This is a genomic window from Spirosoma flavum (genome assembly GCF_042686045.1).
Classification (GTDB): Bacteria; Bacteroidota; Bacteroidia; order Cytophagales; family Spirosomataceae; genus Spirosoma; species Spirosoma flavum.
In genome coordinates, this window is sequence record NZ_JBHUOM010000048.1 from 374,363 (window position 1) to 400,750 (window position 26,388).

Sequence of the window (26,388 nt, forward strand, 5' to 3'; positions counted from 1 at the left end):
CGGGTAAACAGTTGTAAGATAAGAGAAACTACCGGACTTTTGCCTCACCGACCTTACTTTATGCAAGGAATCAGTAATTAACCTATCGCGGGTTTGACCCGTAAAAACTCATGATCAAATACATTGCCTTTTTTATACTACTTCTTTTAAGCGCCTGTTCCAGCGATGGGAACAAGACGAAAGCGCGCATCAACGAGCCGATTTATACACTGATCTTCTTGGATAAAACGCGCAGCGTCAACATCAATAACGCCTTTGTATCACAAAAATATCAGCACGTTCTAAGTGACATTATTGAGCAGAATATCCGGCAGAAAGGCGATAAGCTGGAAGTTTATTTTATCCACGAAAACACATCTAAAGCCCGCGCGTTGAATCTGACAGCGCGCACCGAGATGGAAGATGTATCGGCTGCCAGTGCCACTGACCGGGAAGCCGCTGAAACAGAATTCGATATGGCTCTGACCCGCGAAAAAACACAGATACGGCAGCGCGTGTTGCAGCAGTTGAGCGCACAAAACGCCGGGTCCTCCAATCAGGAAACCGATATTTGGGCCAGTCTACCCGTTATTGCCAAAGCCAATGAATCAGGAGCGATGGTAAAAGTCTACTACCTCAGCGACATGATCGAAAGTGTTAAGGGTAATGATCGACGTGATTTTCAAATAACACCCCCTAAAAACAACGCCCAGGCCGACGAGTGGGCTAAAACCGATGTCGGGCAACTAAAACGCTACACAATTGGCAGTCCTGATATAACAATGATTTTACCTTTCGAACCGAACGCATCAGTTAAGGAAAACAACCCGGCTGTAACGCAATATTGGCAAACGTTATTTTCGAATCTGGGAGCCGGAACGGTATCTGAAGAATAATGTCGCTTAGGAAATAGTTACCTCCGCAGGAATCTCAAAGTGGTACCCCTCCGAAAATCCTGAGAAATCTTTTTTCAGACAATAAGAAGTCAACGCTAGTCCTTCGCCTTCGCGCCTGACAGACAGGTAGTGAAACAATGGTTTATAATCTGTTGCCAAATCGGGCAATCGACTTGGCGACATATTCAGCGGTTGCCGTAGTCCACCACCCCCACCGATGACCAGAAATGTTTTTCCCTCGAAATTATATCGCTCAAACGCGTGCGAATGACCCGTGATAAACAAACGTCCTTTCTGCGACCGAACATAAGCAGGCACAAATCGCTGCTGTACTAACGTGGATGAACCGACCAGTTTACTATTTGAGTAAGGGGCGTGATGGCAAGTGACGATAACGACTTTTACCGTCGGGTCTTCATCTAAGTCTTTTAACGTCTGCTCGTACCACGTTTGCTGTTTAACCAAATTAGCGACTGAAAGAATGCTAAAATTGGAGTTTAACATTACCACCGCAATGGCATCTGTTATTTTTACATAGCCGGTGGGACTATGTTCCGGGAAACGTTGCTGGAAGTTCCTGGCTCCTTTTCGAGGTCTCCCCATCACGTCGTGGTTACCCATGATGGCGTAAACCGCCGTACCAACAGTGGTACAGTTAGCCAAAAACTGGTCAATAATTCGCCACTTGTTGTTACGATATCCCAATGAAACAATATCACCCAGCCAATACAGCACTGCCGGTTTTATTTGTATAATTTCATTAAAAATGGTGTTCGTTGCCTTCGTATTTTGATGCGTTCGCAGTACCAGTCGCTCAACCCACATGGGTGCCTGCGTATCACTCAGAAACAAAATTTCCCGTTTATTATCTTCCTGATTCATAACGTAACGTGTTAGTTACTACCGTTAAGCTGAGTTTTTACCATGAAAATGCACGCCAGACAAGTTGAATCTCAGCCGTAAACGCAGCGTTTTCAGCTGCTATCGCGTCGAACCACTTCAGTTCGCCTGCTAGCCTAAAACGCCGACCCAGAGGATACGTGTATGATCCTGCCGCCATCCAGCCTAAACTAGTGGTGTTAGCCATAACCGTTCCGGCATAATCCAAACGAGAATAATTTAAGTATACACCCGTTCCGGCGGTTATAGCAAGCCGCCGGGTCAAACTCCGGTCACTACCTTTAAGCCAGCCTAATGGCATCGAAAATACCAGTAAAACCGGAACCGCTGACACGTATACGTGTGCCGATTCTCCCGCGACTTTTCCCCGGTAGCTATACATTGTTGTCCAACCCGTTTCCAGTCCCATGCGCAACCGATGGTCGGGATACCACATCACCCGCAATGATCCGGGTACCCCAAACCGACTGACATGTGCTTGTTCAATAGCAGCCGGAACGCCAAGGTGTGTCGAGTAATAGGATAACCCACCACCCGCCGACACCACAATCGTGTAAGGGCCACGCTTGATATCTGTTGAGTCTGCCCCTGTGCGGCTAATTTGCTCTTGCTGCCCGTAAGCAGTTGGACTGATCGTGAACAGACATATCCAAAAGGCAACTATATGTAAACAACCTCGCATAGACTTACTGTTCGGTATAATGATAATACGCAACAACTGACGAGTAATTAGACAGAATACCATCGAAATTGTTCTGACTAATAAATTCCCGAATAAATTCCGGCTCATCAAGGGTCCAGACAAATACGGTTAGACCCTCGGCTTTCATGGCCAACACCTCAGCCGTCTGCGGACCGAGTGTCCAACGGGGCGCCCAAATTCGGGCACCCAGATTTCGCGTGAGAGTTGTGTCTAATTCGCATAAAATTGGCGTGTTATCCTTATCAGCCAGTGCTTGGTAAGAGGCCACCGCGTCTGTAGTTGGCAAACCAATTATAATTCGGAGGTTGCGCCCGGCGAGCATGGCTTTTTGCCGGTACTTCTGCTGAATGGCCTGTACTTTATCCATTGGGCCAATATATTTAGTATCGAGCCAAACGAAATTCAATGCTGTATTAGAAACAACCGTTTCCAGAGCTTCTTCAAGCGTCGGAATTTTTTCGCCATTTACAAGTCGGACAAGCGTGTTTAATTGCTGATACGTATACGCTTCAATAGGACCGGTTAGACCACTTTTTTTGATTAATCTGAGATTCAATGTGTTATCGTGGTATAAAATCGGTACACCGTCTTTGGTATAGCGCACATCAATTTCAATTCCCGTTGCACCCAGGCGCGATGCCAGTTTGATAATTTCGACGGAGTTTTCTGAGGCAGGCAGCAAATCTGACGTTCGGCCCCCGCTCCGGTGAGCCATAATTGAAAAAGGTTTTTGGTTCAGCGGACGACGATACGTGAGCATTAAAGGTTGAGTTGGGTCGGCTGTATTTTCGCCATATAAGCCAGTCAGCACAAGCGTATCACCCAGCGCCAAACTACCCGTAAAAGGTTGTAATTGACCGTTATGCCTCGCTTTGATGGTCAAGTGAACCAGACCGGTTAACGTATTAACTAACTTACGCCAGTAGCCATTTACAACTAAACTATCCGTTTGGGATGTACCCTCCAGGTTGAAATATCCGGCGTCAGTTCCCGTAAAAATTGATAAATAGTGGGTTGTGTCAGAGCCGTTCAGGAGATATGTCCACTTCAGAGCAACCTGCTCACCAAACTGACCTGAGCCCGTTGTAACAGCATACACCCCTTCCATTGCCTGCCGAACAGACGGAACAAATCGACCGGAACCAGGTGTATTGGTAAAGTTATACGGTACAGGCGCTTCATAGTCCTTCCGACAACTGTTGAACGCTATCAGAAATAAGCCCAGGAAGCTATAAAGAATCAGTCTCACAGAATAAAACCAAAAATAAGTTGAGGATAGAAGAGATTTCGGTCAAATGTGTCATAAAGTGACCAAAGTTGCCAATTGAAGTTGGAATAGGCTGCTCTAAGTCCCACAGAAACGTGACGTTTATTATAGAAAGGCTGCTCCAATACAAATGTAAAGGCTACTCCATTGATTTCACGGCGGTCATATTCAACAGCCAGTGAACCTACCTGAGATCGGTAATAGAGATCAATAATGGCTTCGGATTTAACTGTTAATTGGAGGTTTCTTGCCAGTCTGTATCCTACCGATAGACTAGGAAATGTTTCAATCCCATATGCCTGACTATTAAAGACATCCTTAATAAGTAACGCACCAAACCAACCATGAACGTCATACCCTGCCGACATTGATAGTCGATTTGTAAGTGGCGTTGCCCACCGCAGGCCCAGAGCCAGATTGCTCTGCACAAATTGGGTCTGTATACGACCAACCCAGTACAACTTTTTCCCAAAAGCTCGCTGGATATTAAAATCAATAGCGGGTACATTCACACGAATCTCCTCGGTCAATTCGGGAGGTGTTGTCGTGAATACAGCCCCAATTGATTTACGCCATTTACCCATTGGCGGTGCTTGTGGGAAGTAAATACTTGGTTGAACGGGCCAGGGTTCAGTTGCTTGTGCCATCGCACCCGACGTTACCAGCAACATCAAACATCCTAATTGGCAGCTATTAATAAATTTGTTTCTAAATATGACCACTCTATTACGTGAAGATAATCGTCAGATGAAGTAAACCGCGCTGAAGGGGATTATGTTATATATGAAAGGGGTAAACGCAAAAACGCCACTGAAATTCAGTGGCGTTTGCTTAGTAGCGGGAGCTGGACTCGAACCAGCGACCTTTGGGTTATGAGCCCAACGAGCTACCAACTGCTCCATCCCGCGGTGTTTGGTCTGCAAAAGTACGGTAACTTTTCAAAAAAACAAATACCTTTGCAAAAAAAGTTTTTCTCTCTACCGAAACGTTTTCTTTCAGTAGAGAGTTGTCTGCTAAAGCCACTGGTAATCAGCCAGCGGGATCACCTACGAATGACTACGGAAACTATTGAAAATTTTCCGGCCAATCATAAGGCCGGTTTTGTTAGTATCGTCGGCAAGCCAAACGTTGGCAAGTCCACCTTGATGAATCAACTCGTTGGAGAGCGGTTGTCCATCATTACTGCAAAGGCGCAGACGACCCGCCACAGAATTATGGGTATCCTGAATGGAACCCACGAAGGACAGGACTTCCAACTCGTTTACTCAGACACACCCGGTATCATTAAACCACTATACAAGCTTCATGAATCTATGATGAGCTTTGTGCGTGGTTCTATTGAAGATGCCGATGTGGTCCTTTTTGTTACAGATATTTTCGAACTACACGACGAAAATGATGTAATCGAACGGCTACAGAAATCTGAGGTTCCTGTTTTGTTGCTTATCAACAAAATAGATCACGCTACGCAAGAGCAGGTTAACGAGAAAATCGTTTACTGGGAAGAACGATTCAAGGCGCAGGAAATAATCCCTATTTCGGCCCTGAACAATTTCAATGTTGCCCGCGTATTCGAGGGGATTATCAGCCGACTGCCAGAACACCCACCCTATTTTCCGAAAGACGAATTAACGGATAAGCCCGAACGCTTTTTCGCATCGGAGATAATTCGGGAGAAGATTTTCTTGAACTACAAGAAAGAAGTACCCTATAGTAGTGAAGTTGTTGTAACGGGATTTAAGGAGAAAGATGACATTATTGTCATTCAAGCCGAGATTCTGGTTGAACGGGCCACACAACGGGCAATTTTGCTTGGCGAAGGCGGCAAAATGATTAAGAAAACGGGCATCATGGCTCGCGAAGAGCTCGAACGCTTTTTCGGTAAAAAAGTATATCTAGAACAATTCGTTAAAGTAGAACCCGATTGGCGGCAAAAAGAGCGTATGCTCAAGCGGCTGGGCTATGACGAATAAAGGAGAAAAGTAGCAGGGAGGAAAGAATATAATGGGCTTATCGAAGCGCTACTCTCCCTTCCTCCTTCTCTCCCTTTCTCCCTTTCCTCCTTCAAAAAAATGGCAAACATCGTTGCAATCGTTGGCCGCCCAAACGTGGGCAAGTCCACGCTGTTTAACCGCTTGACGGAACAGCGGCAGGCCATCATGGATAATCAAAGTGGCGTTACACGCGATCGGCATTATGGTACGGCCGAGTGGAATGATAAGTATTTTACTGTCATCGATACCGGTGGCTACGTGGTTGGTTCTGAAGATGTATTTGAGGAATCTATCCGCGAACAGGTTGAAATTGCCATCCAGGAATCAACCGTCCTGCTCTTTGTACTCGACACGCAGACTGGCATTACAGGATTAGATCAGGATTTCGCCGATGTATTACGCCGGTCTAAAAAGCCAGTATATGTAGTCGCAAACAAATCTGAAACGGCTGAACGGTCGCATAGTGCCTCTGAGTTCTATGCACTGGGTTTGGGTGAACCGTATCCTATTTCGTCGCAAACCGGTACAGGTACGGGCGATTTGCTGGATGAAATTGTCAAGCATTTTCCAAATGACGGGATTGAAGACCCCGATGCCGGTGTTCCGCGCATTGCCATTATGGGCCGCCCAAATGTAGGGAAATCGTCCTTCCTGAACGTTCTCACAGGACAGGAGCGCAGTATCGTTACGGATATTGCGGGAACCACCCGCGATGCTATCAACACGCGCTATAAAGCTTACGGTAAGGATTTTATCCTGACTGATACAGCCGGAATCCGGCGCAAAGCTCGTGTAGACTCCAATATTGAGTTTTATTCTGTTCTACGCTCCATTAAAGCGATGGAGGATTCGGATGTGTGTATCATTATGCTCGATGCCACACGAGGATTGGAAGCGCAGGATCTGAATATTATTGGTCAGGCCGTCAAAGCTAAGAAAGGCGTTGTCATCATGGTCAATAAATGGGATGCCGTTGAGAAGGATCACCGCACAGCCGATGTGCTGCGTAAGGAAATGATTCAGCGAATGATGCCTATCGATTACGTTCCCATCATTTTTGCGTCGGTTCATGAGAAGCAACGCATTTTTCAGGTGATGGAAAAGGCAATGGAGGTCTACGAAAATAAGACCAAGAAAGTGACTACCTCGAAACTGAACGAGGCTATGCAGGCCGAAATTGAAAAATATCCGCCACCGAACCTAAAAGGAAAGTTCGTTAAAATCAAATACATGTTGCAAGTGCCAACGCCTTCGCCAACATTTATATTTTTCTGCAACCTGCCGCAATACGTTCAGGAATCGTACCAGCGGTTTTTAGAAAACCGGCTTCGGGAGCACTTCGATTTCACGGGTGTACCGATTACGCTATTTTTCAGACAGAAATAACGTTTGTCAAGGTCAATCAGTCAGGGTCAGGAATTTTGAGGCATCAGTAAATAGAGCCGAATCAATTCCTGACCTTTTATTTTGAGACTGATAGCCTATGCCTGATTACTTATGCCTTCGCAACCCTCCCGCACTCGCTACTGGATTGGAGCCTTCTTGGTATTTTTAGCCGCTTTCTGTTTTGCCACAAAGGGTATCCTAATTAAGCTGGCTTATCAGTATCCCATTGACCCAATCTCGCTGCTTACGCTACGGATGCTGTTTGCGTTGCCATTTTATGTACTTATTTCTATTAGCCTTGCGCGTAAGTATCCGCCTGTACAGTTGAGCCTGAAACAATGGGCTACCCTGACCATGTTGGGCATAACGGGCTATTATCTAGCCAGCTTCTTCAATTTTTTGGGCTTAGTGTATATCACAGCCAGCTTAGAGCGGATTTTATTGTTCGTTTATCCAACGTTTGTGTTACTCATGAACGCTGTTGGTTTTGGTCGTCGGGTAACCCGCTTACAACTAATAGCCCTCTTGCTAACGTATGCGGGTATTTTACTGGCGTTTTGGGGAAACGTTGAAAGCTCTGTACAGAAAAACGTTATACTCGGGGCAGTTTGGATTATTCTAAGCGGGCTGGTCTATGCCATTTATTTGGTTGGCAGCGACCCGATGATTGCCCGGATTGGTTCACAACGATTTACATGCTATGCGATGATTGCCGCTACAGTACCCACGGTTGTTCATTGTGCGGTACACAATGGTTTACATCTTGGCAGTTACCCTACCCCTATTTACGCGCTGGGCCTCAGCATGGGTATTTTCGTGACCGTAATTCCAACGTTTATGATTGCCGAAGGCATTAAACGAGTTGGATCGGGAAATGCGTCAATCATTGCCAGCGTTGGACCAATTTTTACAATTGTCTTATCAAGCACTATCCTGCATGAGACAATTAGCAGTAAGCAAATACTTGGCACGCTTCTGGTACTGTCAGGTGTTTTTTTAATTGGTTGGCGTGGTCGGCAACAGTCGAATCGAGTGCCCAAAAACGTAGGCTGATCGCTAAGAAAAAGGTCTCATTACTTACTAAAAAGTTACCAAGCGCACACATAAACGTCTTATCATCTCATAATAGGATTTAAAAACAACCATTAAATAAATTCAATCTCACTTTCAGACTGTTAGTCACTAATATGCGCTACCTTTCATTTACCACCCTTTATTGACTAACGATGCTCTTATGGCAACTGAGAAAGTAATTGACGACGAAAAACGCCTTGATAAAGCGGCTTATGTACTCAAAGCAGTGGCGCATCCTTTGCGTATTAGAATCATTCAGATGCTGAATGAAAACAAGGAACTAAATGTGTCGGCGATCTATAAAAATCTCAATGCTGAACAGTCACTCATCTCACATCATCTTATTAATATGCGCGATAAGGGTATACTAGATATTCGACGTAGTGGCAAAAATATTTACTACTTTCTAGTTGATACGGCGGTATCCGATGTTATTGATTGTATCTATAAAAGCAAAATTTTAAACTAAATATATTAACACAAAGAGAAGCGGTCTGGAAGGGATACAATGTATCCCTTCCAGACCGCTTCTCTTTGTAGACCCTTCTTACCCGAACAACTCGCCAGGCTTATAAGGTGGCACGATGCCGAGGTGAATATAAGCTCTCTCTGTTGCTTCTCGTCCCCGTGAAGTACGCTTGAGAAAGCCTTCCTGAATTAAAAAAGGTTCGTAAACTTCTTCAATTGTTTCGGATTCTTCACCACAGGCGGTGGCAATAGTGGAGAGACCTACCGGCCCACCTTTAAACTTATCGATGATCGTCATCAGAATACGATTGTCCATTTCGTCCAATCCATTCTGATCCACCTCAAGCGCACTCAGAGCAATTTCTGCAATATCTACGTTGATGTACCCGTTGCCCTTAATCTGGGCAAAGTCGCGGGTTCGGCGTAACAGGTTATTGGCAATACGCGGAGTTCCCCGACTCCGACGGGCAATTTCATAAGCCCCTGCCTCGTCGATGGGTGTTCCCAGAATAGCCGCCGACCGCTGCACAATGGTAGTTAGTAGTTTGGCGTCGTAATACTCCAATCTAGAACTAATCCCAAATCGCGCCCGCAAAGGCGATGTGAGCATCCCGGCGCGGGTAGTAGCACCAATCAGCGTAAAGGGATTAAGTTTGATCTGCACCGTCCGGGCATTCGGACCGGAATCGAGCATAATATCAATTTTATAATCCTCCATCGCCGAATACAGGTACTCTTCCACGATGGGATTGAGCCGGTGAATTTCGTCGATGAACAGCACATCATTGGGCTGGAGATTGGTCAGCAAACCCGCCAGATCACTGGGCTTATCGAGCACTGGCCCAGAAGTCATTTTAATGCCAGCATTGAGTTCGTTGGCAATGATGTGCGATAGAGTCGTCTTGCCTAAACCCGGCGGTCCGTGTAGCAGCACATGGTCCAGGGCTTCTCCCCGCTGCATGGCTGCTCTAACAAACACTTCGAGGTTTTCGAGTATTTTGGCCTGCCCCGTAAAGTCTTCAAACGAGAGCGGCCGGAGAGCCCGTTCAATTTCTTTATCGGTACTCGTCATACCGTCGTTTGAACCTTTCAAAAAGTCGTTTCGCATGGTTTAAATTCGTGCAGACCCGGTTCGGTAGTACCAATAAACAGGCGATTTTAGCCGAGTCGTCTACCTCAAATTTACGAAAAAACCAGGACAAATTCACTACCGAATCAGCAGTACAGAACCCCGTTTTACAACTCGTTCCCGTTCGGGAAAGAACTCACTTTTGAAGATAACGACATACGGATAAATCATGGATGGATAGATAGATCCTCGGTAGGTTCCATCCCATTTTTGCTCAGGATTATCACTGGCAAAGATTACCTCTCCCCATCGGTTATAAATCCTGAACTCGTAATCGGTGATGTAAGCGGTGAAAACCTGTAACTGGTCGTTCGCGCCGTCGCTATTGGGTGTGAACGCATCAGGCACATTAACCCGCGGTTCACACAGGTTTAATACTCGCGCTAAGCCAGTAGCTGTACACCCCAACTTGTCGGTTACACGAATAGGATAGTCGCCCGCATTCTGAACAGTTATCGTTTTGGTTGTATCGCTTCGACTTACCCATAAATACGTTAGACCAGCCGCTCCATTTGCCGAAAGTTGGGCCGTGCCGCCATCACCTTCGCAAAGAGCCACCTGTTGAGTATATGAAAAGGCTGGCGGTGGTCGATTTCCAACAACAACACTACTTCGCCCAACGCAACCCGATTGCGTGTTCTTTAACACTAGACTATATGTACCGGGCTGTATCACCGAAATTGTTGATGTAGTAGCACCTGTACTCCACTGATAAACGTTGCCGGGAATATCTCCAGTACGAGGTACCAATGTCACAGCCACGCCATCACATTTCAAGGTATCTGGACCCAGACGGGCAAAACCCGTACTATCCAGCCCTACCCTAATACTATCTTTCAGGGCCTTGCAGCCGTTGAGATCAATAACTTGTACAGTATAAATCCCCGGAGCGGCCTGACCAAATACGGGCGTTGTTGTAATCAAATTACCTTTCTGATCCAACCAGGCATAACTCGCAGCCGTTCCTCCCAAAACAGTCAATGTAATGGTGCCACTATTCGGTATCGCGCACAAGGCATCTTTGACACTGGGGTTAAGTTGAAGTTGGTTCGCCGGTGATTTCAGTGTAAAAGCAGTATCGGCTTTACACTCGTGAACACTATCAGTTACACTAATTTTATACCCCCCCTCGGTGAGACCCGTTTGCTGATTTATAGTATCCGTCAGCGCAGCGCCATCCGAACGAGTCCACGTATAATGATAAACACCCGTGGGCGTTGTCGTAAGGACAATTGAGCCATCAGCCGACGTACAGGCTTTAGGACCAGTCAATACAGCCTGCATTCTGATTTTGGGCAGTTCGCTAACCCGAATAGTATCAGAATTTACACAGGTCGTTCCATCAATAACCGCCGACTGTGCCGTTACCGAATACACACCGGCCGTTTTCACAGAAATTGTTTTTGTATTACCGCCATTACTCCATTGAAACTGTTTCCAGGTTGGTTGGGGCACGGTTAAGCTGACTGTTGATCGGTAACAAAAAACGGTATCGGGTCCCAGGTCGAGCGAGGGCACAGGCTTAATTTGTACCTGAATCGTGTCACTCTTGAAGCACTCTCCATTGGCAGCCAGACCAACTACTATATAATAACCCGGCCTGTCGAGGGTCAGTGTTCTTTTCCTACTGACGAGGGCGCCATTGACAAGCCAGACATATACTTTAGCCTGGACTTTTATGTCGAGTGTGATCCCTTTTTTATTACAGATGGCGGTATCGGCACCCAGTTTTATATCAGGGGGCAGTTCTAAAATTGTTAGGGTATCTCTAATTATGGTGTCTTTACATATTCCCCCAGCACTGGTTTTCGTAAGTATCCGCAGGCTAACAAAGTATTGGCCGGGCTTTGCGTAGGGGTGCGTGACGGGTTGGGTAGCTGTTGTTGAATAAGGCCGACTTCCATCACCAAAATCTAACGTATATGCTTCTTTTAATTTCGGACAGTTTGGACTAATCTGAAACACAGTTGGCGCATTAACGCAGGTATCAGCATAGGTTAAGCCCGGTCCACTCGACTGGTCATTGAAGTTGGCGACGAGGTTTGGCAAGCCCAACTGACTGGTTTTCCCGCCAAGTGATTGTCCTGCCGGATTATACATTAGGCTATCGAGCAATCCGCCATTTGGGTTTTCAATGGTGCCAAGCGAGGTACTTCCTTTTACAGCTACGTATAGTCGGCCATCCGGTCCAATCTGAATTGAGCCATATTGCCGAGTTGTGCTACTATCCACTACAGTTCGCGAGTTCGTAAGCAGCGAATCTTTCTGGTTTAAATCGTACTTCAGAATATATGATGATCCCTTCAAGCTACCATCCGTATTTGTATCTGCCAGCATAGTAACGTATAGACTTTTCCCATCTGGCGAAAACTCAACCCCATACGCTTTGGGGGGCGCAGGCCCTAAATTGAGCGTTCGATTAAATGTCATTTTTCCGGTTGAGTCATTGAACGTATAGAGATCAACTGAATTCTTAGGTGGTCCAGGAATAACAACGGCCATTGGACGATTGCCTTTGTTACCGCCTGTGGTATCCGCAGGACCAATTTTGACATAGCCTTCAGCATTTGTCAACGAATCAATGGCTTGCCCTCCAGTGTACGTTGTTACGACAGGTGATGCCGCTTTGGTTAAATGCTGAATTTCAAATTGATTCGTTCCATACTTACGTGTAATTACCCAGTATGTAGAGTCGCGCGTGTTTTCTACGGAGGCTGATTGTTCTGTACCCAGGCTGGAAAGTGGAATGTTTTTTTCGACGATAGCGCCTTTGCCACCATTCTGCCGCATATCGACTATACTATACGCCAGTATTTTTTGCCCGCGAATCTCGGATGTTGTATACACATAATACAGATACTCACATCCCCTACAGGTTGGCTTTGGCACAATCAGGGCCGACTGCGTTGAGTGAGTACTACCACCAAGTGGTATAGGTGTGGCTGTGGCGGCAGAATCACGAGGATCGAGCGACTTCAGCGGCTTACCGTCTTTGTCGTAAATAGTGGTTCCATCGGTATAGAACAGCAAAATGCCCTTGGTATTGGCAATGGATGATGAACCCTCGATTGTACTCAATTTGCCATCGGTAATTGGTTTTGGGGTACCTCCGCCACTAAAGTCCAGACCGGCATTTTGACCAAAATACCATTTCACACCCTGCGACTCTTTCTTCTCTCCGCAAACGTCAACGTTAATGCGATCCTGATACGAGCAGCCATTAGGACTGGTAGCCTCGACCGAATAACAACCTGAGCTATCGACCTGTATGCTCTGCGTAGTGTTACCTTTGGGATACCACAGGTATGTATAGCCCTGCTGAGTACCACCGGCATAGGGGTCCAGCGTAATTTTTTCGCCTTCACAAATGGTTGTGTCAGTCCGCCATTTTGAGAAAGGCTGTGGTGGGACACCAACATTAATGGGCCTTTCTGATGTCAATACACTACCATTGACCGTTCGAGTTAATTTAACTGTATATGTACCAGCTTGCTGATAGACGTGTTTGGCCGTTGAATCGCCTTGTTTTGTAATAGTCGTCCCATCGCCAAAATCCCAGGTACGGGTTGTTACACCAGCTTGTACACTGTCAGTAAATGTAAGTGAGTCTGCATTACACTCCTTGTCTGGCACGCAAGCTTTACCGCTGACTTTGATGCCCGTGGTCGTTTGTGCCCAGGCTGTAATTGACCCTGCCAGCAAAAACAGCATGGCCCAAAGTCCAATTACTCGAATATGCTTATTAAAAATTAACATGAAGAGACGTTGAATAAAGCCCACCTACGCAAATTCGATCTTAGATATAACAACAACTGGGGCATTACGTTAGTATAAACGATGTTGTTCCGTTAAAATTTTATTGAGTACCAGTCACAAAAGCGACTAAAATCCAACTAATTTTAGAGGTTGTTGTACTGCTAAATACTTCGTTTGTCTTGCCAACGTTGCAACAATAAGATTGGCCCAGTCTTTGCCCTGCTTTGTCACTATGCTTACTAGATATATACTGACGATTTCAATACTGACCCTGGGCCGAATGGCCTTCGCGCAGGACCCTCAGTTTACTCAATTTTATGCTGCCCCACAGTATCTGAATCCAGCATTTGCGGGGTCGGCTCTAGCACCACGAGTCACGGCTAATTACCGTAATCAGTGGCCAGCTATTACCAACTATGTTACAACGATGGTAGCGGTAGATCACTTCATCGAAAAGTACAATAGTGGTATTGGCTTGATGATTCAAAGCGACAACCAGGGTCAGGGAAGGATTCAATCAACAGACATAGGGTTGCAATATGCTTACCAATTTCAGGTGAGTGAATCCTCATTTGTGCGTTTAGGCTTGCAGAGCTCTTACGTGAATCGGAGCATCAACTATTTTGGACTCACTACTGGTGACCAGTTTACCGATCGTGGATTCATTACCGGCAGCGTCTCCGGCGACCCTACCTTGCAAGGTGGATTACCCACAAAAAAATACCTCGACTTTTCGACGGGAGGACTTTTCTACTCAGACTGGTTCTGGATTGGCGCATCGGCACATCATATTAACCGGCCCGATCAGGGATTTTTCGCTGGTGAGCGAGAGCGGTTACCCATGAAGACCAGTATTCAGGCCGGTTTACGAATTCCGCTTGGCGGCTTTACGGGTCTGGCAGACGAAGAAGATCGCGAGATTAGTATATCGCCAGTAATTATGTACAAGCATCAAGGCAAGTACGATCAGTTGGATATAGGTGCTTATCTGACTTACTCGCCGTTAACGATTGGTGCCTATTATCGAGGCATTCCTTTCAAAAAATATAATCAAACGTTAAATAACCATGATGCCGTGGCTGCGTTGGTTGGCTGGCGTATGGATAAATTTTCAATTGGCTATAGCTACGACGTGACAATTTCGACCCTGGGCAATAGCGGGGGTTCACATGAGTTATCACTGTCTTATATTTTCGACAAACCCGAAGGTCGTCGGCCGGGAGTTAAGAAACGGGATAAGCGGTTGCCTTGCCCAAAGTTTTGACATAATCTGTAAAGCGAGAAAGAGGTCGATAATAATTATCGACCTCTTTCTCGCTTTATGCCAGCTTCCTATACTTTATGCGGGTCGGTGTAGCATCTGACCCTAATCGTTTACGCCGGTTTTCTTCGTATTCCGAAAAATTACCTTCAAACCAATAGACTTGTGAATCGCCCTCGAAGGCCAGAATGTGGGTGGCTATGCGATCCAGAAACCACCGATCATGGCTGATGACGACGGCACAACCGGCGAAATTTCCCAAACCTTCTTCTAACGCTCGCAACGTATTTATGTCGAGATCGTTGGTTGGCTCATCCAACAACAACAAATTTGCTCCTTCTTTGAGCGTCATGGCTAAGTGAACGCGGTTGCGTTCGCCACCCGACAACGTGCCAATTTTCTTTTCCTGATCGGCCCCGGCAAAGTTAAACCGGCTAACGTATGCGCGGGCATTCGACTGTTTGCCGCCCATCATAATCCATTCACTACCGCCGGAGATTGTCTCAAACACTGTCTTATTCGCATCAAGACCATCATGCTCCTGATCGACATAAGCCACTTTTACTGTATCGCCCACTTCAAACGTACCGGCATCGGGTTTATCGCGGCCAGTAATAAGTTTAAAAAGCGTGGTTTTGCCCGCTCCATTGGGGCCAATAATACCGACAATACCTCCCTGTGGCAGTCGGAAGCCCAGATGCTCAAACAGTAGTCGATCACCAAAGGCTTTAGCTACATCCTCGGCTTCAATAACTTTGGCACCCAAACGTGGTCCAGCCGGAATAAAGATTTCGAGCCGTTCATCGCCTTGTTTTACATCTTCGTTCAGGAGTTTTTCGTAAGCACCCAAGCGAGCTTTTGATTTAGCCTGACGAGCTTTTGGGGCCATTTTCACCCATTCCAATTCGCGCTGAAGCGTTTTTTGTCGTTTTGATTCAGTTTTTTCTTCTTTTGCTAATCGGTTTTGCTTTTGCTCCAGCCACGACGAGTAATTTCCCTTCCACGGAATACCCTCTCCCCGGTCAAGTTCGAGAATCCATCCGGCCACATTATCTAAGAAATAGCGATCGTGCGTTACGGCAATGACTGTGCCGGTGTACTGCCGCAAATGTTCTTCAAGCCACAATACCGACTCTGCATCGAGGTGGTTGGTTGGCTCATCAAGTAGCAGTACGTCAGGTTGTTGGAGCAGTAGGCGGCAAAGAGCCACCCGACGTTTTTCTCCCCCGGAGAGAGTATCAACTATGGTATCGGATGGCGGACACCGTAAGGCATCCATCGCCCGTTCGAGTTTCTGGTCAAGTTCCCACCCGTTGAGGTGATCGATTTTTTCCTGCACTTCCCCTTGTCGGGCAATCAATTTATCAAAGTCAGCATCGGGATCACCGAACGCTTCATTAATCTCATCGAACTCTTTCAGCAAATCAACTACTTCCTGAACGCCTTCTTCAACCAGTTCGCGAACCGTCTTACCGGGTGCAAACTTTGGCTCCTGTTCAAGCATACCTACCGAATAGCCTGACGAGAAAACTACTTCGCCGGTATAATTCTTGTCTATACCAGCAATGATGCGTAATAAAGTAGATTTACCGGAGCCGTTCAACCCTAAAACGCCGATTTTAGCGCCGTAAAAGAAGGAAAGGTATATGTTCTTTAGGATTTGTCGGTTAGGCGGAATATTTTTACTCACGCCTGCCATCGAGAAAATTATGGTGTCCTGACTCATTAATTTCTAATAGATTTGTGGTTGGCATTAATCCTCAAATTTAACCCACAGCGCAGCCTTAACCAAGCACAGTAATGGAAAACGCTTCACTGGTAGATGAATACGGTTACGTCAAAGACGGAAAGGTATTTTTGAAAGGCTACCTGAATTATGAAGACCGCCAGATTGGCGAAGTCAAACGCACCGAGCAGGAAGCGCTCGATTATTTCAAGAATCGCTTCATTATCGCCGAAAACAAAGTAGGCCAGTTAGAGAAAGACATTGAGGAGGCCCAAAATAAAGGCTCCTATCTGACAAAGCTGGTTCAACTCCGCAAAAAGCTTCTTGGCTTCGATGCACTTGGTGATTTTCCGCCCCTGCTCGACCGTTTGGATGATCAGGAGAAACTGCTAGCCGATTTAATTACGGTCAATCAGCTTAAAAATCTTGAAATAAAACGAGCCCTTATTGCCGAAGCCGAAGCCGTTGTTGATAGTACAGACTGGCGCACAACGGCGGACGATTTACAGGAAATCAAGACTAAATGGATCAAAACCGGGCCAGTTGACAAAGCTACAGATGCCGAAGTCGAGGGCCGGTTTCAGGAATTATTAGACGGTTTCTTTACGCGCCGGCGCGAATATTTCAACGAGCAGAATAAAGTCATTCAGGAACGGCTGGATAAGTATGATGAGCTAATTCGCCTGGCATTTCGAGCTAATCGACTTGGTGACTTGGACGCGGCTTTTCAGGAAGTCAGAAAACTCAACAATGCCTGGAAAGTGGTTGGAGAGGTGCCAATCAAGAAAAGTGGAAAGCTCTATAAGCAGTTTAAGAAAGCGACAACCATGTTCTACGCGAAGTACAACGACGCGAAGGGTATTGTTATCGTACCAAAGGTTGACCCGCGCATTGAGGCTCAAATGAAAATGGCCGACGAAGCAGAAAACCTGTCGAAACAGTCGGACATCTTCGCAGCGTCCGAACGGGCAAAAGTACTTCTGAACAGCTGGAAAGAAATTCGGGTGCCGTTTAAGTTGCAGGATAAAATTATCAACGAACGATTCCGGGCCGCCTGCGACAAGATTTTTGAACTAAGTTATCTCGGTCGTGTGCTAACCCGGAAATACCCGGCGTTTGAACTTAAAAGCCAATCGGAGCAGATTCGGACGAAGATTCGGGAAATGGAGTATCTCGTTAAGCGCGAAAAAAACGACCTGCAATTTGCCTTACAGGATGCTGATGGACTTGACCCGTATAAGGATGAAGACAAGCAGATTTTGAATAAGATCAATACGCAGAAACGTAAAATCGCCATGAAAGAAACGATTCTGCGTGAGTTGCAAAAGCAGCTCGAAACGGCGGGATATTGATTTAGTAGACTTAACCAAAAAATAGATGGAACGTGCCCTGATTCGAAACCGGGGCACGTTTCGCGTTTAAAGTCTGTTATAAATGTATGGAAACGAAACTGAATAATCCTGACTTTCTTGTTGATGAAAACGCTTTTCGGGCGGCTGTCATTCCGGGCAAATTTGTTCGGCTTGAATACCTGACCGATTTAAACGAGTTTATCAAAGCAGACGTAACTATTAAGCAGGCTGTCCAACGGGATGGTGCCGAATGGTTAGAATTAGCGACTGGCGACGTGGTGCCTCTCGACCGTGTTGTGAGCATTTCAGGTAATCTATCACCCCGCTTTCCGGGTTATGGTAATTACTCCTGCGATTGCTAACTTGGCGCAGGCATCCTGATTTATAACTCTATCATGAAAGTTCGTCCGTCTGCTCTTATCTGGCGTCAGTATAACAACCAAACCGAAGTACTACTGATGCGCTATAGCTATGGTGGGCAGGACGTTTTTGCTTTGCCCGGTGGCAACCCCGACCGTGGCGAAATTCTGCCGGAGACGATCATCCGCGAAATCCGGGAAGAGTTAGGTGTTTCAGTCGATTTAGGCGAGATGATTCTGGCGGGTGAAATGCTCCTGTCGGAACGAAGCGACGACGTATTACATGTAGTTTTCGCGGCCCGTAACCTCAAAGGCGAGCCTACCCTGAACTCTGCAGAAACAACTGCACTGAATCTAGTCTGGATACCCGTTTCGGACCTAGATAAACTGAATCTCTACCCGAACATTGGTGCAAAGCTTCAGCCTTGGTTTAACAGTGCCACCTACCTTGGCTACGTTGGGCGAATTGAACAGAAGTATTTTGGCTAACTCTATTTGTTAACGATGCTTATCCAAACGTTAAAAACCTTGTTTCACCGGGATCTTAACCGATTGAGGCAGGAAATTGACCAGTATCGAGATGAGAAAACGATATGGTATATTGAGAACGGCATTAGCAATTCTGCTGGTAACCTTTGTTTGCATTTGATTGGCAACCTGAACACTTACATCGGTGCAGAGCTCGGCAAAACGGATTATGTCCGGAATAGGGAGCTTGAATTTTCACTCAAGGATATTCCTAAAGAAGAATTACTCAGAAAAATTGACGAGACGATTAGTGTTATTGGCAATGCGCTTGACACCTTGACTGCCCAACAGCTTGATGAAGAATACCCACTGTTAGTTTTCGACAAGATGACGACCACGGGCTATCTGTTGGTGCATTTGACAACACACTTAACGTATCACCTCGGCCAGATTAATTATCACCGGAGGCTGCTGGATATATAGCGCAAACGGCATTAACTCCTTTCAGCTAACGACACTAAGCCAGCCGCGGACGACTCACTAAGCTCCCTGCTACCATTCCCACGATACTCGCCAGCAGCCCCCACAACATAGGCGAATAGTCTGTCTTTACCCACAGGCAGAAAAGCCATACGCCAAAACCTACGATCATAGACCACAGGCAGCCCGTTAAATTAGCCCGTTTCCAGTAGATCCCCGCCGTTAAAGGTATAAACAGCGATACTAAACTGAACGCCGACGATTCGCTGACAAGGTCAAAAATAGAAGCCTCGCGGGTAATGCTCATCAGGACGCAGATGATTGTAATGATAACAACCGACCAGCGAATATTTTTCAATAGGTCGCGGTCACTGATGTCTGGCCGAAAGAATTTCACAATATTCTCGCCAAAAACTGTGGCGGGTGCTAGTATCGCCCCACTGGATACGCTCAGAATTGCCGACGTAACCGCACCGAAAAACAAGACTTGCAGTGGAAGACTCCCATGTCTCATAACCATGTTCGGAATGATAAGTTGATTATCTTTTGGTAAGTCAGGGTGAAGTAGCTTGGCACTCAGGGCAATAAATAGCGGCAGCATGGCTATCGTCAAATACATACCCGACGCTACAAAAGAGGCACGAACAGCTGTCTTCTCATTTTTTGCCGACATAACCCGCTGAAAAACATCCTGTTGTGGAATAGAACCGAGACCAATAGTTATCCAGGCCGCAATGTACACAAGCCAGTCTTTACCCGTCGATTGGGGGAGAAATCGGAAAAAGCCAGCCGGGGTTCGCTTTTGGATAGTCTCCCAGCCACCAACTTCGTTCCAGAGCAAAACGCCTAATACAGCCAGGGCCAGAATGATAATGAGGTTATGGAAAAAATCGGTAATAGAAATCGACCACATACCCCCCAGCAGTGTGTAAGCCATGACAATAGCCGCGCTGGCAATGATGCAGTATTCGCGTGGAATATCCGTTACCACGCTCAACACGATGCCGATAGCTACGAGTTGTGCCGAAATCCAACTGAAATAGGATGGGATTACCATGATAGCCGACAGCAACTCGGCTGACCGCCCAAATCGAATGCGAAAATAATCGCAGAATGTCGTGATATTAAGCCGGTATAGGGGCCTTGCAAAAAAAGCCCCGACCAGAAACAAGCACAAAGATGACCCGAAAGGCTCCTCGATTACTGCTAGAAACCCACCCTCAACAAACATCGCGGGTGCGCCCATAATCGTCTCGGAGCCAAACCAGGTGGCAAACGTCACTGATGCGGCCAGCAGTAGCGGTAAACGCCGACCCGCCAATACAAAATCCTGTGATGTTGTTACGCGCCGGGCTGCCCATGCACCAACAGCCACGTTGGAAAGCAGATAAAGAGAAATGAAAAATAATAGCATGAAGGGAGGATAAACACAGCAACACAGCGCATACAGATTTGTCAAAAACCTCTATATGCACTGTGTTGCTGTGTTTTATGAAATTACAACCGCACAGTTGCGGGCAGATATTTCGCTATCAACTCCTGATAATAGGGTTTCAATTCACTCACTACAGGTGGTTTTGGGCTTTTTGAGTACAAATCGTAAGGATTGAATTTATTGACCCATTTGAACATTTCGTGATCATGCTCATCCATAAGGTGGTTATATGCCTCCTCGCGGTGTTGAGAATAAAATGAGTGATATCGCATCATGTACAGGGCAGGTTCGGGCATATAATCCTTCATGATCTGGTACAGATATTCGTCGTGACCCCATGACATATGCACATTACGCAGACCACAATTGGGTTCATAAACACCATATTTGGTGTTGTAGCGTTCGTCGTAACTATCGGGATTATTCACGAAATATTCGGAATAAACAATCTTATCAGAATGCTGGCAACCCACTGGAAATGTGTCACCTACGACGGCCCATTGTGGCTCACCAAACAAGCACAACACTTTGCCCATGTCATGCAGGAAACCCGTTAGTATGAACCAATCGGGATGGCCGTCGGCGCGAATAGCTTCGGCAGTTTGAAGAAGATGTTGAAGTTGGTCAAGATCCGTATCCGGGTCAGAATCGTCTACCAGCGTATTCAAGAATTCCATTGCCCCCCAAACTGGCAATTCCTTTTTGTTGAAAGACAGGAATTCGCGCTCTTTTTCTCGCACGAAGTCATAGGTCTGGTAGGTGTGATTAAGCCGATAAAACTCCCGGACGGTATCACGTTCCGGTGCATCGTAGTTCCGGTAGTCTTCCTTCGCCTTGTGCCCTGGTTGGGCCGCGTCAGGTTCTGGATAACGGAGCAGCAGGTCGTCTTCCCACTGATCTAGGCTGGCAAGAGGGGCAATTTCGCTAATCATAACCAAATGAAAATTTAGAGAGCAAACTTACAAATTTATTGCTGTTAACCAGCGAGATAGAATAAATGTTACGGGGCAAAATGACTACTGAGTTAAGTCATCCAGTGTCAGAATAGTCCCAAGTTCAGGGTGTCCGGCATCAGCAAGAATTTTTACTATAGCAGCCGCATTCGCTTTGTTATCTGCCTTGTTGGAAAAATAAGCCATCAAGAATTGTTTCGATGGTATGGTAACAACGTAATTATTAAATCCGCACGTACTCCCTGAGTGAAACAGCACTGGATTTATTGGTTGGCGGTAAAACCAGCCAGCACCGTAATAACTACCGGGCGTTTGGGGAATAGCTTTTCCAATACGCACTAACACTCCCATCAAGTCAAGCAACGTATTGTTTCGAAGGGCATCATTCCATTTCTGATAGTCGTTCAATGAAGTATATATTCCGCCGTCGCCTTTAGTGGCGCTCGTTACACTCTGATCTGAGAAAATAAACGCGTCAGCTTTTTTTCGATAACCCATTGCACGATTAGAAATAGGCTTCCCAGCTTCATATACGGTCGATTGTGTCATATTTAACGGCTGAAAAATTCGCTGACGAATAAATGATGCAAACGAGTGCCCCGATACACGCTCAACAATCAACGCTAACAAACAATAAGCCGAATTACTGTACCGGAATTGAGTTCCCGGTTCAAAATACAGTGAATCTCGATTTTTCAATAGCATTAATACGTCAGCGTCAGCGAGTTGTTTACGCTGGTTGAGATTCATTACCGATTCATAATCTAGAATTCCCGATGAGTGCGTTAATAAATGGCGAATTTGCACTTGCTGACCAACGTGGTGATTAAAGTCCGAAAAGAACTTGGTTAGAGGATCGTCCAGCGACAATTTCCCTTCTTTCTCCAGCAACAAAATACCCATTGCTGTAAATTGCTTCGAGACAGATGCCATTCGAAAATTTGTCTCAGGCGTAATGGGCACCTTCGTTTCCTTATTCGCTAATCCATAGCCGTTTTTATAGATCGTTTTTCCATTATCAATAATCAATAAAGCAGCTCCGGGCAAAGTAATTTTAGTGGTAGACCGCATAGCGGAGTCGAGTCGCTCACGTAATTGTGCTACAGCCGACATTGAAAAAAGGAAAAATCCTGCCACCAAAAACTTCGTCATCGTTTTTACCAGAAAACGGTATACAAGACAGCCAAGATAGCGAAAATACCTGCCGACCCAACAACAAACGAAGGTGATACACGGAACATGCGTGGGTCAACAATAATGCCTTTTTCGGTTGTATATCCAGCCGGATCGGTGAGTGACACAACTACCATTATGACCATGTCGATGCAGAAAACCAGGGTTGTGCGGTGTAAAAACGGAATTGAATCAGCTTGAATATTGATGAGACTCATCACCTCCGGCCAGAATTTGAGTAACGTTGAAAACGGAATCGTCAAGATAGCCACCGTCATGGCGGCCCGGTTGGTGGCTCGTTTCCAGAAAAAGCCCAGTAGAAAAATGGCAAATACGCCCGGCGTGATAAAATTGGTGTATTCCTGAATGTACTGATACACTTGATCGAGTGAGCGAAGCATAGGAGCCAGCAAAATAGCCACACCAAACGACGCGACGATAGCCCACCGCCCCACATTAACCAACTTTTGCTCCGACGCTGATTTGTCAACGTATTTTTTATATAGATCGAGTGTGAAAATCGTCGCAATAGAGTTGCATTTTCCTGCTAGTGAAGCAACTACAGCAGCCGTTAGAGCAGCAAATGCCAAACCTTTCATTCCTATTGGCAACAGATTCATTAACACGGGATAGGCATGATCAGGTTTAACAACGCCTGATGCATCGGTCATAGCCTCCCGAAAAGGGCCACTCTGGTATAATACAAAAGCGGCAATACCGGGAATAACCACAATTACCGGTATCAATAATTTCAAGAAAGCGGCAAATAGAATACCAGAACGGGCAGTTTTGAGATCAGCCCCTAACGCTCGCTGTACAATATACTGATTGCATCCCCAGTAGGAGAGATTATTGATCCACATACCGCCCGTTACCAGCGCCATACCCGGCAAAACCTCATAATGAGGATGCCCTTTGGGGAAAAACATGTGGAAATGACTATCCGCCTGCTCTCGAATGGCCAGTAAGCCATTCCAGACACCTGCCGTTCCTGATTCCTGCGCCACTAATTGCAAGGCTAAGTAGGTAACGACCAAACCGCCAAAAATCAGTACAACGACTTGAATAACATCGGTATAACCAATCACTTTCATACCTCCAAGGGTGATAAAAATGGCGAATAGCGCCAGCCCAATGGTACAGGTAGTAAACGAAATACCCACTAGCGATTCAATAGCAATCGCCCCTAAATAAAGTATCGACGTTAGGTTAACCAGCACATAAACGACCAACCAGAATATCGCCAGAATGGTACTGACGGTATCACTGTAACGTTGTGCCAGAAATTGCGGCATCGTGTAAATATGATTTCGGAGATAGATTGGAATAAAAAAAACGGCCACTATTATCAACGTTGCCGCTGCGAACCATTCATAGGATGAGATTGCCAGACCCATAGCAAAACCAGATCCAGCCATACCAATAAAATGCTCGGCAGAAATATTTGAAGCAATTAAGGAAGCCCCAATAGCCCACCACGTTAGGGACCCTTCGGCCAGAAAAAAGTCGGTTGTGTTCATCTGGGCTGAGCGTTTACGCCGATAAACCCAATAACCGTACCCAACAACGATAATGAAGTAAACGAAGAAAACGATGTAATCGGCCGTAGCGAGGTGGTTCATGCGGGCAATAAAAAACGGGTGTCCTACTGTAAAGCAAGACACCCGTTTTTTATACCAGACCTAGCTGCAAGTTGTAAGGCTACTTTACCTTTCGGTCATGTTACTTTACAACTTACTAAAATCAAACGTTTCCAGAAAAGCGGTTGTAAACTGACCGGAGCGGAATTTAGGATCATCCATCAGCCTGATATGGAATGGAATCGTGGTTTTAATACCTTCGATAACGAACTCCTGCAACGCTCGTTTCATGCGTGTTATGACCTCTTCCCGCGATTGTCCTGACACGATTAATTTGGCAATCATCGAGTCATAATTCGGGGGAATGGTGTACCCGCTATAAACGTGGCTATCGATCCGAATGCCGTGTCCGCCGGGGAAATGCAGATTTGTAATCTTACCGGGCGATGGACGAAACCCGTTAGCGGGGTCTTCGGCGTTGATGCGGCATTCCATCGCGTATAGCTTCGGCGTATAATTTCGGCCCGAAATTTCGGCACCGGCGGCTACTTTGATCTGCTCTTTGATCAGGTCAAAATCCGTTACTTCTTCCGTAATCGGGTGTTCAACCTGAATTCGGGTGTTCATTTCCATAAAGTAGAAGTCCCCGTGCTTATCCACCAAAAACTCAACGGTTCCAGCTCCTTCGTAGCCGATGGCCTGTGCCCCCTTGATGGCGGCTTCACCCATTTTGTCCCGAAGTTCGGGCGATACAACTGGCGAGGGCGTTTCTTCTACTAATTTCTGGTGCCGACGCTGAATAGAACAATCGCGTTCGGACAGGTGGCAAACTCTTCCGTATTGATCACCCACGATCTGAATTTCGATATGGCGCGGCTCTTCTACGTACTTTTCCAGATATAATCCGTCATTACCAAACGCAGCACCAGCTTCAGTACGAGCGTCATTCCAGGCTTTTTCGAAATCAGCTTCCGTCCGAACAATGCGCATCCCACGTCCACCGCCACCAGCCGTTGCTTTCACGATAACCGGATAGCCAATGCCGATAGATAATTGCTTACCCTGCTCAATTGATTCGAGCAAGCCAACGGAGCCAGGAATAACAGGTACACCAGCGGCTCTCATTGTCGCTTTGGCGGTTGCCTTGTCACCCATGCCATTAATCTGCTCGGCGGTCGCGCCAATGAATTTTATACCGTAGTCGGAACAGATTTGTGAAAATTCAGCATTTTCGGATAAGAATCCGTAGCCGGGATGAATAGCATCAGCGCCCGTTACTTCAGCCGCAGAAATAATACTCGGAATGCTCAGATATGATTGTTTGCTAGCCGGTGGACCAATGCAAACGGCCTCATCGGCGAAGCGTACATGTAGGCTATCGCGGTCAGCAGTTGAATAAACGGCCACCGTTTTGATACCCATTTCGCGGCACGTCCGAATAATACGCAACGCGATTTCTCCCCTGTTGGCGATTAGTATTTTCTTAAACATAAGTTAAAGGCGAAACCGGTCTGCCGGACTGGAATAAAATTAGACCATTAGCCCCATTTTACTCTGATCCAGCAGACCGGTTCAGGCCATTTTAAATGGGTTCTACCAGAAACAGCGGTTGATCGTACTCGACGGGAGTGGCGTTCTCAACGAGCACCTTTACGATACGGCCCGACACTTCTGACTCGATTTCGTTGAACAGTTTCATGGCTTCGATAATGCAGACCACTTTACCTTCGCTCACGCTATCACCCACCTCGACTAACATTGGCGATTCAGGATTAGCCGAACGATAGAACGTTCCGATCATCGGTGATTTGATGGTAATGTAGTTTGACGTATCAACTTTAGGGGCCGCCGGAGTAGCGGCTGCCGCTACTGGTGCAACAGCAACCTGCGGTTGAGCCACGGGTGCTACTGGTGCAGGCGCTACTGCTGGCACACCGGAGCCATAACGCTTGACACTGATTTTCAGGTCATTTGTCTCAATGTTGACTTCGTCTAAACCCGATTGCGAGATGAAGTCGATTAGTTGCTGTATGTCTTTTGTGCTCATAA

At 46.3% G+C, this 26,388-nt stretch carries 23 protein-coding genes and 1 tRNA gene; 10 read left to right on the forward strand and 14 right to left on the reverse strand.

The window, feature by feature from the left end:
• The first annotated feature begins 110 nt into the window (after positions 1-110).
• On the forward strand, positions 111-875 hold the full coding sequence (locus ACFS25_RS30690; RefSeq protein ID WP_381508861.1) for a hypothetical protein: 765 nt from the start codon (positions 111-113) through the stop codon (positions 873-875).
• Between the two features lie 6 nt (positions 876-881).
• On the opposite strand, the gene ACFS25_RS30695 is transcribed toward ACFS25_RS30690, so the two are convergent.
• The 5 genes from ACFS25_RS30695 to ACFS25_RS30715 form a co-directional block, all read right to left on the reverse strand.
• Complete coding sequence (locus ACFS25_RS30695) at positions 882-1,757, reverse strand: metallophosphoesterase family protein (RefSeq protein ID WP_381508863.1); 876 nt, start codon at positions 1,755-1,757, stop codon at positions 882-884.
• Positions 1,758-1,794: 37 nt separating this feature from the next.
• Positions 1,795-2,457 carry a hypothetical protein gene (locus tag ACFS25_RS30700; protein WP_381508865.1) on the reverse strand — a complete coding sequence of 221 codons (663 nt, stop codon included), beginning with the start codon at positions 2,455-2,457 and terminating at the stop codon, positions 1,795-1,797.
• A gap of 4 nt (positions 2,458-2,461) precedes the next feature.
• A complete protein-coding gene (locus ACFS25_RS30705; RefSeq protein ID WP_381508867.1) occupies positions 2,462-3,727 on the reverse strand; it encodes a glycerophosphodiester phosphodiesterase in 1,266 nt (421 codons plus the stop codon).
• Positions 3,724-4,392 carry a hypothetical protein gene (locus ACFS25_RS30710; RefSeq protein ID WP_381508869.1) on the reverse strand — a complete coding sequence of 223 codons (669 nt, stop codon included), beginning with the start codon at positions 4,390-4,392 and terminating at the stop codon, positions 3,724-3,726. Before ACFS25_RS30710 ends, ACFS25_RS30705 begins: the two co-directional genes overlap by 4 nt.
• A 188-nt stretch (positions 4,393-4,580) precedes the next feature.
• Positions 4,581-4,653 (reverse strand) — tRNA-Met (locus ACFS25_RS30715).
• A 144-nt stretch (positions 4,654-4,797) separates the two neighbouring features.
• Here ACFS25_RS30715 and era point away from each other — a divergent pair.
• The 4 genes from era (at position 4,798) to ACFS25_RS30735 (ending at position 8,668) form a co-directional block, all read left to right on the forward strand.
• Positions 4,798-5,718 carry a GTPase Era gene (gene era / locus ACFS25_RS30720; RefSeq protein WP_381508871.1) on the forward strand — a complete coding sequence of 307 codons (921 nt, stop codon included), beginning with the start codon at positions 4,798-4,800 and terminating at the stop codon, positions 5,716-5,718.
• A 99-nt stretch (positions 5,719-5,817) separates the two neighbouring features.
• Entirely contained in the window at positions 5,818-7,125 is a 1,308-nt protein-coding gene (der, locus tag ACFS25_RS30725) for a ribosome biogenesis GTPase Der (RefSeq protein ID WP_381508873.1), read from the forward strand.
• A 111-nt stretch (positions 7,126-7,236) separates the two neighbouring features.
• Positions 7,237-8,178, forward strand: a complete 942-nt coding sequence (locus ACFS25_RS30730; RefSeq protein WP_381508875.1) for a DMT family transporter — start codon at positions 7,237-7,239, stop codon at positions 8,176-8,178.
• 181 nt (positions 8,179-8,359) lie between these two features.
• On the forward strand, positions 8,360-8,668 hold the full coding sequence (locus ACFS25_RS30735; RefSeq protein ID WP_381508876.1) for an ArsR/SmtB family transcription factor: 309 nt from the start codon (positions 8,360-8,362) through the stop codon (positions 8,666-8,668).
• Positions 8,669-8,746: 78 nt separating this feature from the next.
• On the opposite strand, the gene ruvB is transcribed toward ACFS25_RS30735, so the two are convergent.
• Entirely contained in the window at positions 8,747-9,775 is a 1,029-nt protein-coding gene (gene ruvB / locus ACFS25_RS30740) for a Holliday junction branch migration DNA helicase RuvB (protein ID WP_381508878.1), read from the reverse strand.
• Positions 9,776-9,874: 99 nt separating this feature from the next.
• Positions 9,875-13,552, reverse strand: coding sequence for a PKD domain-containing protein (locus ACFS25_RS30745; RefSeq protein ID WP_381508880.1), 3,678 nt, complete (start codon positions 13,550-13,552; stop codon positions 9,875-9,877).
• Positions 13,553-13,784: 232 nt separating this feature from the next.
• Here ACFS25_RS30745 and ACFS25_RS30750 point away from each other — a divergent pair, with 232 nt between their 5' ends.
• Positions 13,785-14,816 carry a PorP/SprF family type IX secretion system membrane protein gene (locus ACFS25_RS30750; protein ID WP_381508881.1) on the forward strand — a complete coding sequence of 344 codons (1,032 nt, stop codon included), beginning with the start codon at positions 13,785-13,787 and terminating at the stop codon, positions 14,814-14,816.
• Between the two features lie 55 nt (positions 14,817-14,871).
• On the opposite strand, the gene ettA is transcribed toward ACFS25_RS30750, so the two are convergent.
• Positions 14,872-16,539 carry an energy-dependent translational throttle protein EttA gene (gene ettA, locus ACFS25_RS30755; protein ID WP_381508882.1) on the reverse strand — a complete coding sequence of 556 codons (1,668 nt, stop codon included), beginning with the start codon at positions 16,537-16,539 and terminating at the stop codon, positions 14,872-14,874.
• 74 nt (positions 16,540-16,613) lie between these two features.
• Between ettA and ACFS25_RS30760 the strand changes: the two genes are divergently transcribed.
• The 4 genes from ACFS25_RS30760 to ACFS25_RS30775 all read left to right on the forward strand — a co-directional run bounded on the left by ACFS25_RS30760 (position 16,614) and on the right by ACFS25_RS30775 (position 19,201).
• Positions 16,614-17,891, forward strand: a complete 1,278-nt coding sequence (locus ACFS25_RS30760; protein ID WP_381508884.1) for a DUF349 domain-containing protein — start codon at positions 16,614-16,616, stop codon at positions 17,889-17,891.
• 86 nt (positions 17,892-17,977) lie between these two features.
• A complete protein-coding gene (locus tag ACFS25_RS30765; RefSeq protein WP_381508886.1) occupies positions 17,978-18,253 on the forward strand; it encodes a hypothetical protein in 276 nt (91 codons plus the stop codon).
• Positions 18,254-18,286: 33 nt separating this feature from the next.
• Positions 18,287-18,739: an NUDIX domain-containing protein gene (locus tag ACFS25_RS30770; RefSeq protein WP_381508888.1), complete on the forward strand. Its 453-nt coding sequence runs from the start codon at positions 18,287-18,289 to the stop codon at positions 18,737-18,739.
• A gap of 15 nt (positions 18,740-18,754) precedes the next feature.
• The gene (locus ACFS25_RS30775) at positions 18,755-19,201 is read left to right on the forward strand and encodes a DinB family protein (RefSeq protein WP_381508890.1); all 447 of its coding nucleotides are present in this window, start codon (positions 18,755-18,757) and stop codon (positions 19,199-19,201) included.
• A gap of 34 nt (positions 19,202-19,235) precedes the next feature.
• Here the strand turns inward: ACFS25_RS30775 and ACFS25_RS30780 are convergent, their stop codons facing one another.
• The 6 genes from ACFS25_RS30780 to accB form a co-directional block, all read right to left on the reverse strand.
• Complete coding sequence (locus ACFS25_RS30780) at positions 19,236-20,612, reverse strand: sodium:solute symporter family protein (RefSeq protein ID WP_381508892.1); 1,377 nt, start codon at positions 20,610-20,612, stop codon at positions 19,236-19,238.
• Between the two features lie 83 nt (positions 20,613-20,695).
• On the reverse strand, positions 20,696-21,565 hold the full coding sequence (locus tag ACFS25_RS30785; protein ID WP_381508894.1) for an inositol oxygenase family protein: 870 nt from the start codon (positions 21,563-21,565) through the stop codon (positions 20,696-20,698).
• An 84-nt stretch (positions 21,566-21,649) separates the two neighbouring features.
• A complete protein-coding gene (locus tag ACFS25_RS30790) occupies positions 21,650-22,738 on the reverse strand; it encodes a serine hydrolase domain-containing protein (protein ID WP_381508896.1) in 1,089 nt (362 codons plus the stop codon).
• Positions 22,739-22,743: 5 nt separating this feature from the next.
• Positions 22,744-24,381 (reverse strand): sodium/sugar symporter, encoded by a 1,638-nt coding sequence (locus tag ACFS25_RS30795; RefSeq protein ID WP_381508898.1) that lies wholly within the window; start codon positions 24,379-24,381, stop codon positions 22,744-22,746.
• Between the two features lie 105 nt (positions 24,382-24,486).
• Complete coding sequence (gene accC, locus ACFS25_RS30800; RefSeq protein ID WP_381508900.1) at positions 24,487-25,830, reverse strand: acetyl-CoA carboxylase biotin carboxylase subunit; 1,344 nt, start codon at positions 25,828-25,830, stop codon at positions 24,487-24,489.
• Between the two features lie 91 nt (positions 25,831-25,921).
• A complete protein-coding gene (gene accB / locus ACFS25_RS30805) occupies positions 25,922-26,386 on the reverse strand; it encodes an acetyl-CoA carboxylase biotin carboxyl carrier protein (protein ID WP_381508902.1) in 465 nt (154 codons plus the stop codon).
• Between the last annotated feature and the right edge of the window lie 2 nt (positions 26,387-26,388).

Excerpts from the sequence above, each read along its gene's own strand:
- ACFS25_RS30690 (WP_381508861.1), top strand. The coding sequence starts at position 111 with ATGATCAAATACATTGCCTTTTTTATACTACTTCTTTTAAGCGCCTGT.
- ACFS25_RS30695 (WP_381508863.1), bottom strand. The coding sequence starts at position 1,757 with ATGAATCAGGAAGATAATAAACGGGAAATTTTGTTTCTGAGTGATACG.
- ACFS25_RS30700 (WP_381508865.1), bottom strand. The coding sequence starts at position 2,457 with ATGCGAGGTTGTTTACATATAGTTGCCTTTTGGATATGTCTGTTCACG.
- ACFS25_RS30710 (WP_381508869.1), bottom strand. The coding sequence starts at position 4,392 with ATGGCACAAGCAACTGAACCCTGGCCCGTTCAACCAAGTATTTACTTC.
- era (WP_381508871.1), top strand. The coding sequence starts at position 4,798 with ATGACTACGGAAACTATTGAAAATTTTCCGGCCAATCATAAGGCCGGT.
- der (WP_381508873.1), top strand. The coding sequence starts at position 5,818 with ATGGCAAACATCGTTGCAATCGTTGGCCGCCCAAACGTGGGCAAGTCC.
- ACFS25_RS30730 (WP_381508875.1), top strand. The coding sequence starts at position 7,237 with ATGCCTTCGCAACCCTCCCGCACTCGCTACTGGATTGGAGCCTTCTTG.
- ACFS25_RS30735 (WP_381508876.1), top strand. The coding sequence starts at position 8,360 with ATGGCAACTGAGAAAGTAATTGACGACGAAAAACGCCTTGATAAAGCG.
- ruvB (WP_381508878.1), bottom strand. The coding sequence starts at position 9,775 with ATGCGAAACGACTTTTTGAAAGGTTCAAACGACGGTATGACGAGTACC.
- ACFS25_RS30745 (WP_381508880.1), bottom strand. The coding sequence starts at position 13,552 with ATGTTAATTTTTAATAAGCATATTCGAGTAATTGGACTTTGGGCCATG.
- ACFS25_RS30750 (WP_381508881.1), top strand. The coding sequence starts at position 13,785 with ATGCTTACTAGATATATACTGACGATTTCAATACTGACCCTGGGCCGA.
- ettA (WP_381508882.1), bottom strand. The coding sequence starts at position 16,539 with ATGAGTCAGGACACCATAATTTTCTCGATGGCAGGCGTGAGTAAAAAT.
- ACFS25_RS30760 (WP_381508884.1), top strand. The coding sequence starts at position 16,614 with ATGGAAAACGCTTCACTGGTAGATGAATACGGTTACGTCAAAGACGGA.
- ACFS25_RS30765 (WP_381508886.1), top strand. The coding sequence starts at position 17,978 with ATGGAAACGAAACTGAATAATCCTGACTTTCTTGTTGATGAAAACGCT.
- ACFS25_RS30770 (WP_381508888.1), top strand. The coding sequence starts at position 18,287 with ATGAAAGTTCGTCCGTCTGCTCTTATCTGGCGTCAGTATAACAACCAA.
- ACFS25_RS30775 (WP_381508890.1), top strand. The coding sequence starts at position 18,755 with ATGCTTATCCAAACGTTAAAAACCTTGTTTCACCGGGATCTTAACCGA.
- ACFS25_RS30780 (WP_381508892.1), bottom strand. The coding sequence starts at position 20,612 with ATGCTATTATTTTTCATTTCTCTTTATCTGCTTTCCAACGTGGCTGTT.
- ACFS25_RS30785 (WP_381508894.1), bottom strand. The coding sequence starts at position 21,565 with ATGATTAGCGAAATTGCCCCTCTTGCCAGCCTAGATCAGTGGGAAGAC.
- ACFS25_RS30790 (WP_381508896.1), bottom strand. The coding sequence starts at position 22,738 with ATGACGAAGTTTTTGGTGGCAGGATTTTTCCTTTTTTCAATGTCGGCT.
- ACFS25_RS30795 (WP_381508898.1), bottom strand. The coding sequence starts at position 24,381 with ATGAACCACCTCGCTACGGCCGATTACATCGTTTTCTTCGTTTACTTC.
- accC (WP_381508900.1), bottom strand. The coding sequence starts at position 25,830 with ATGTTTAAGAAAATACTAATCGCCAACAGGGGAGAAATCGCGTTGCGT.
- accB (WP_381508902.1), bottom strand. The coding sequence starts at position 26,386 with ATGAGCACAAAAGACATACAGCAACTAATCGACTTCATCTCGCAATCG.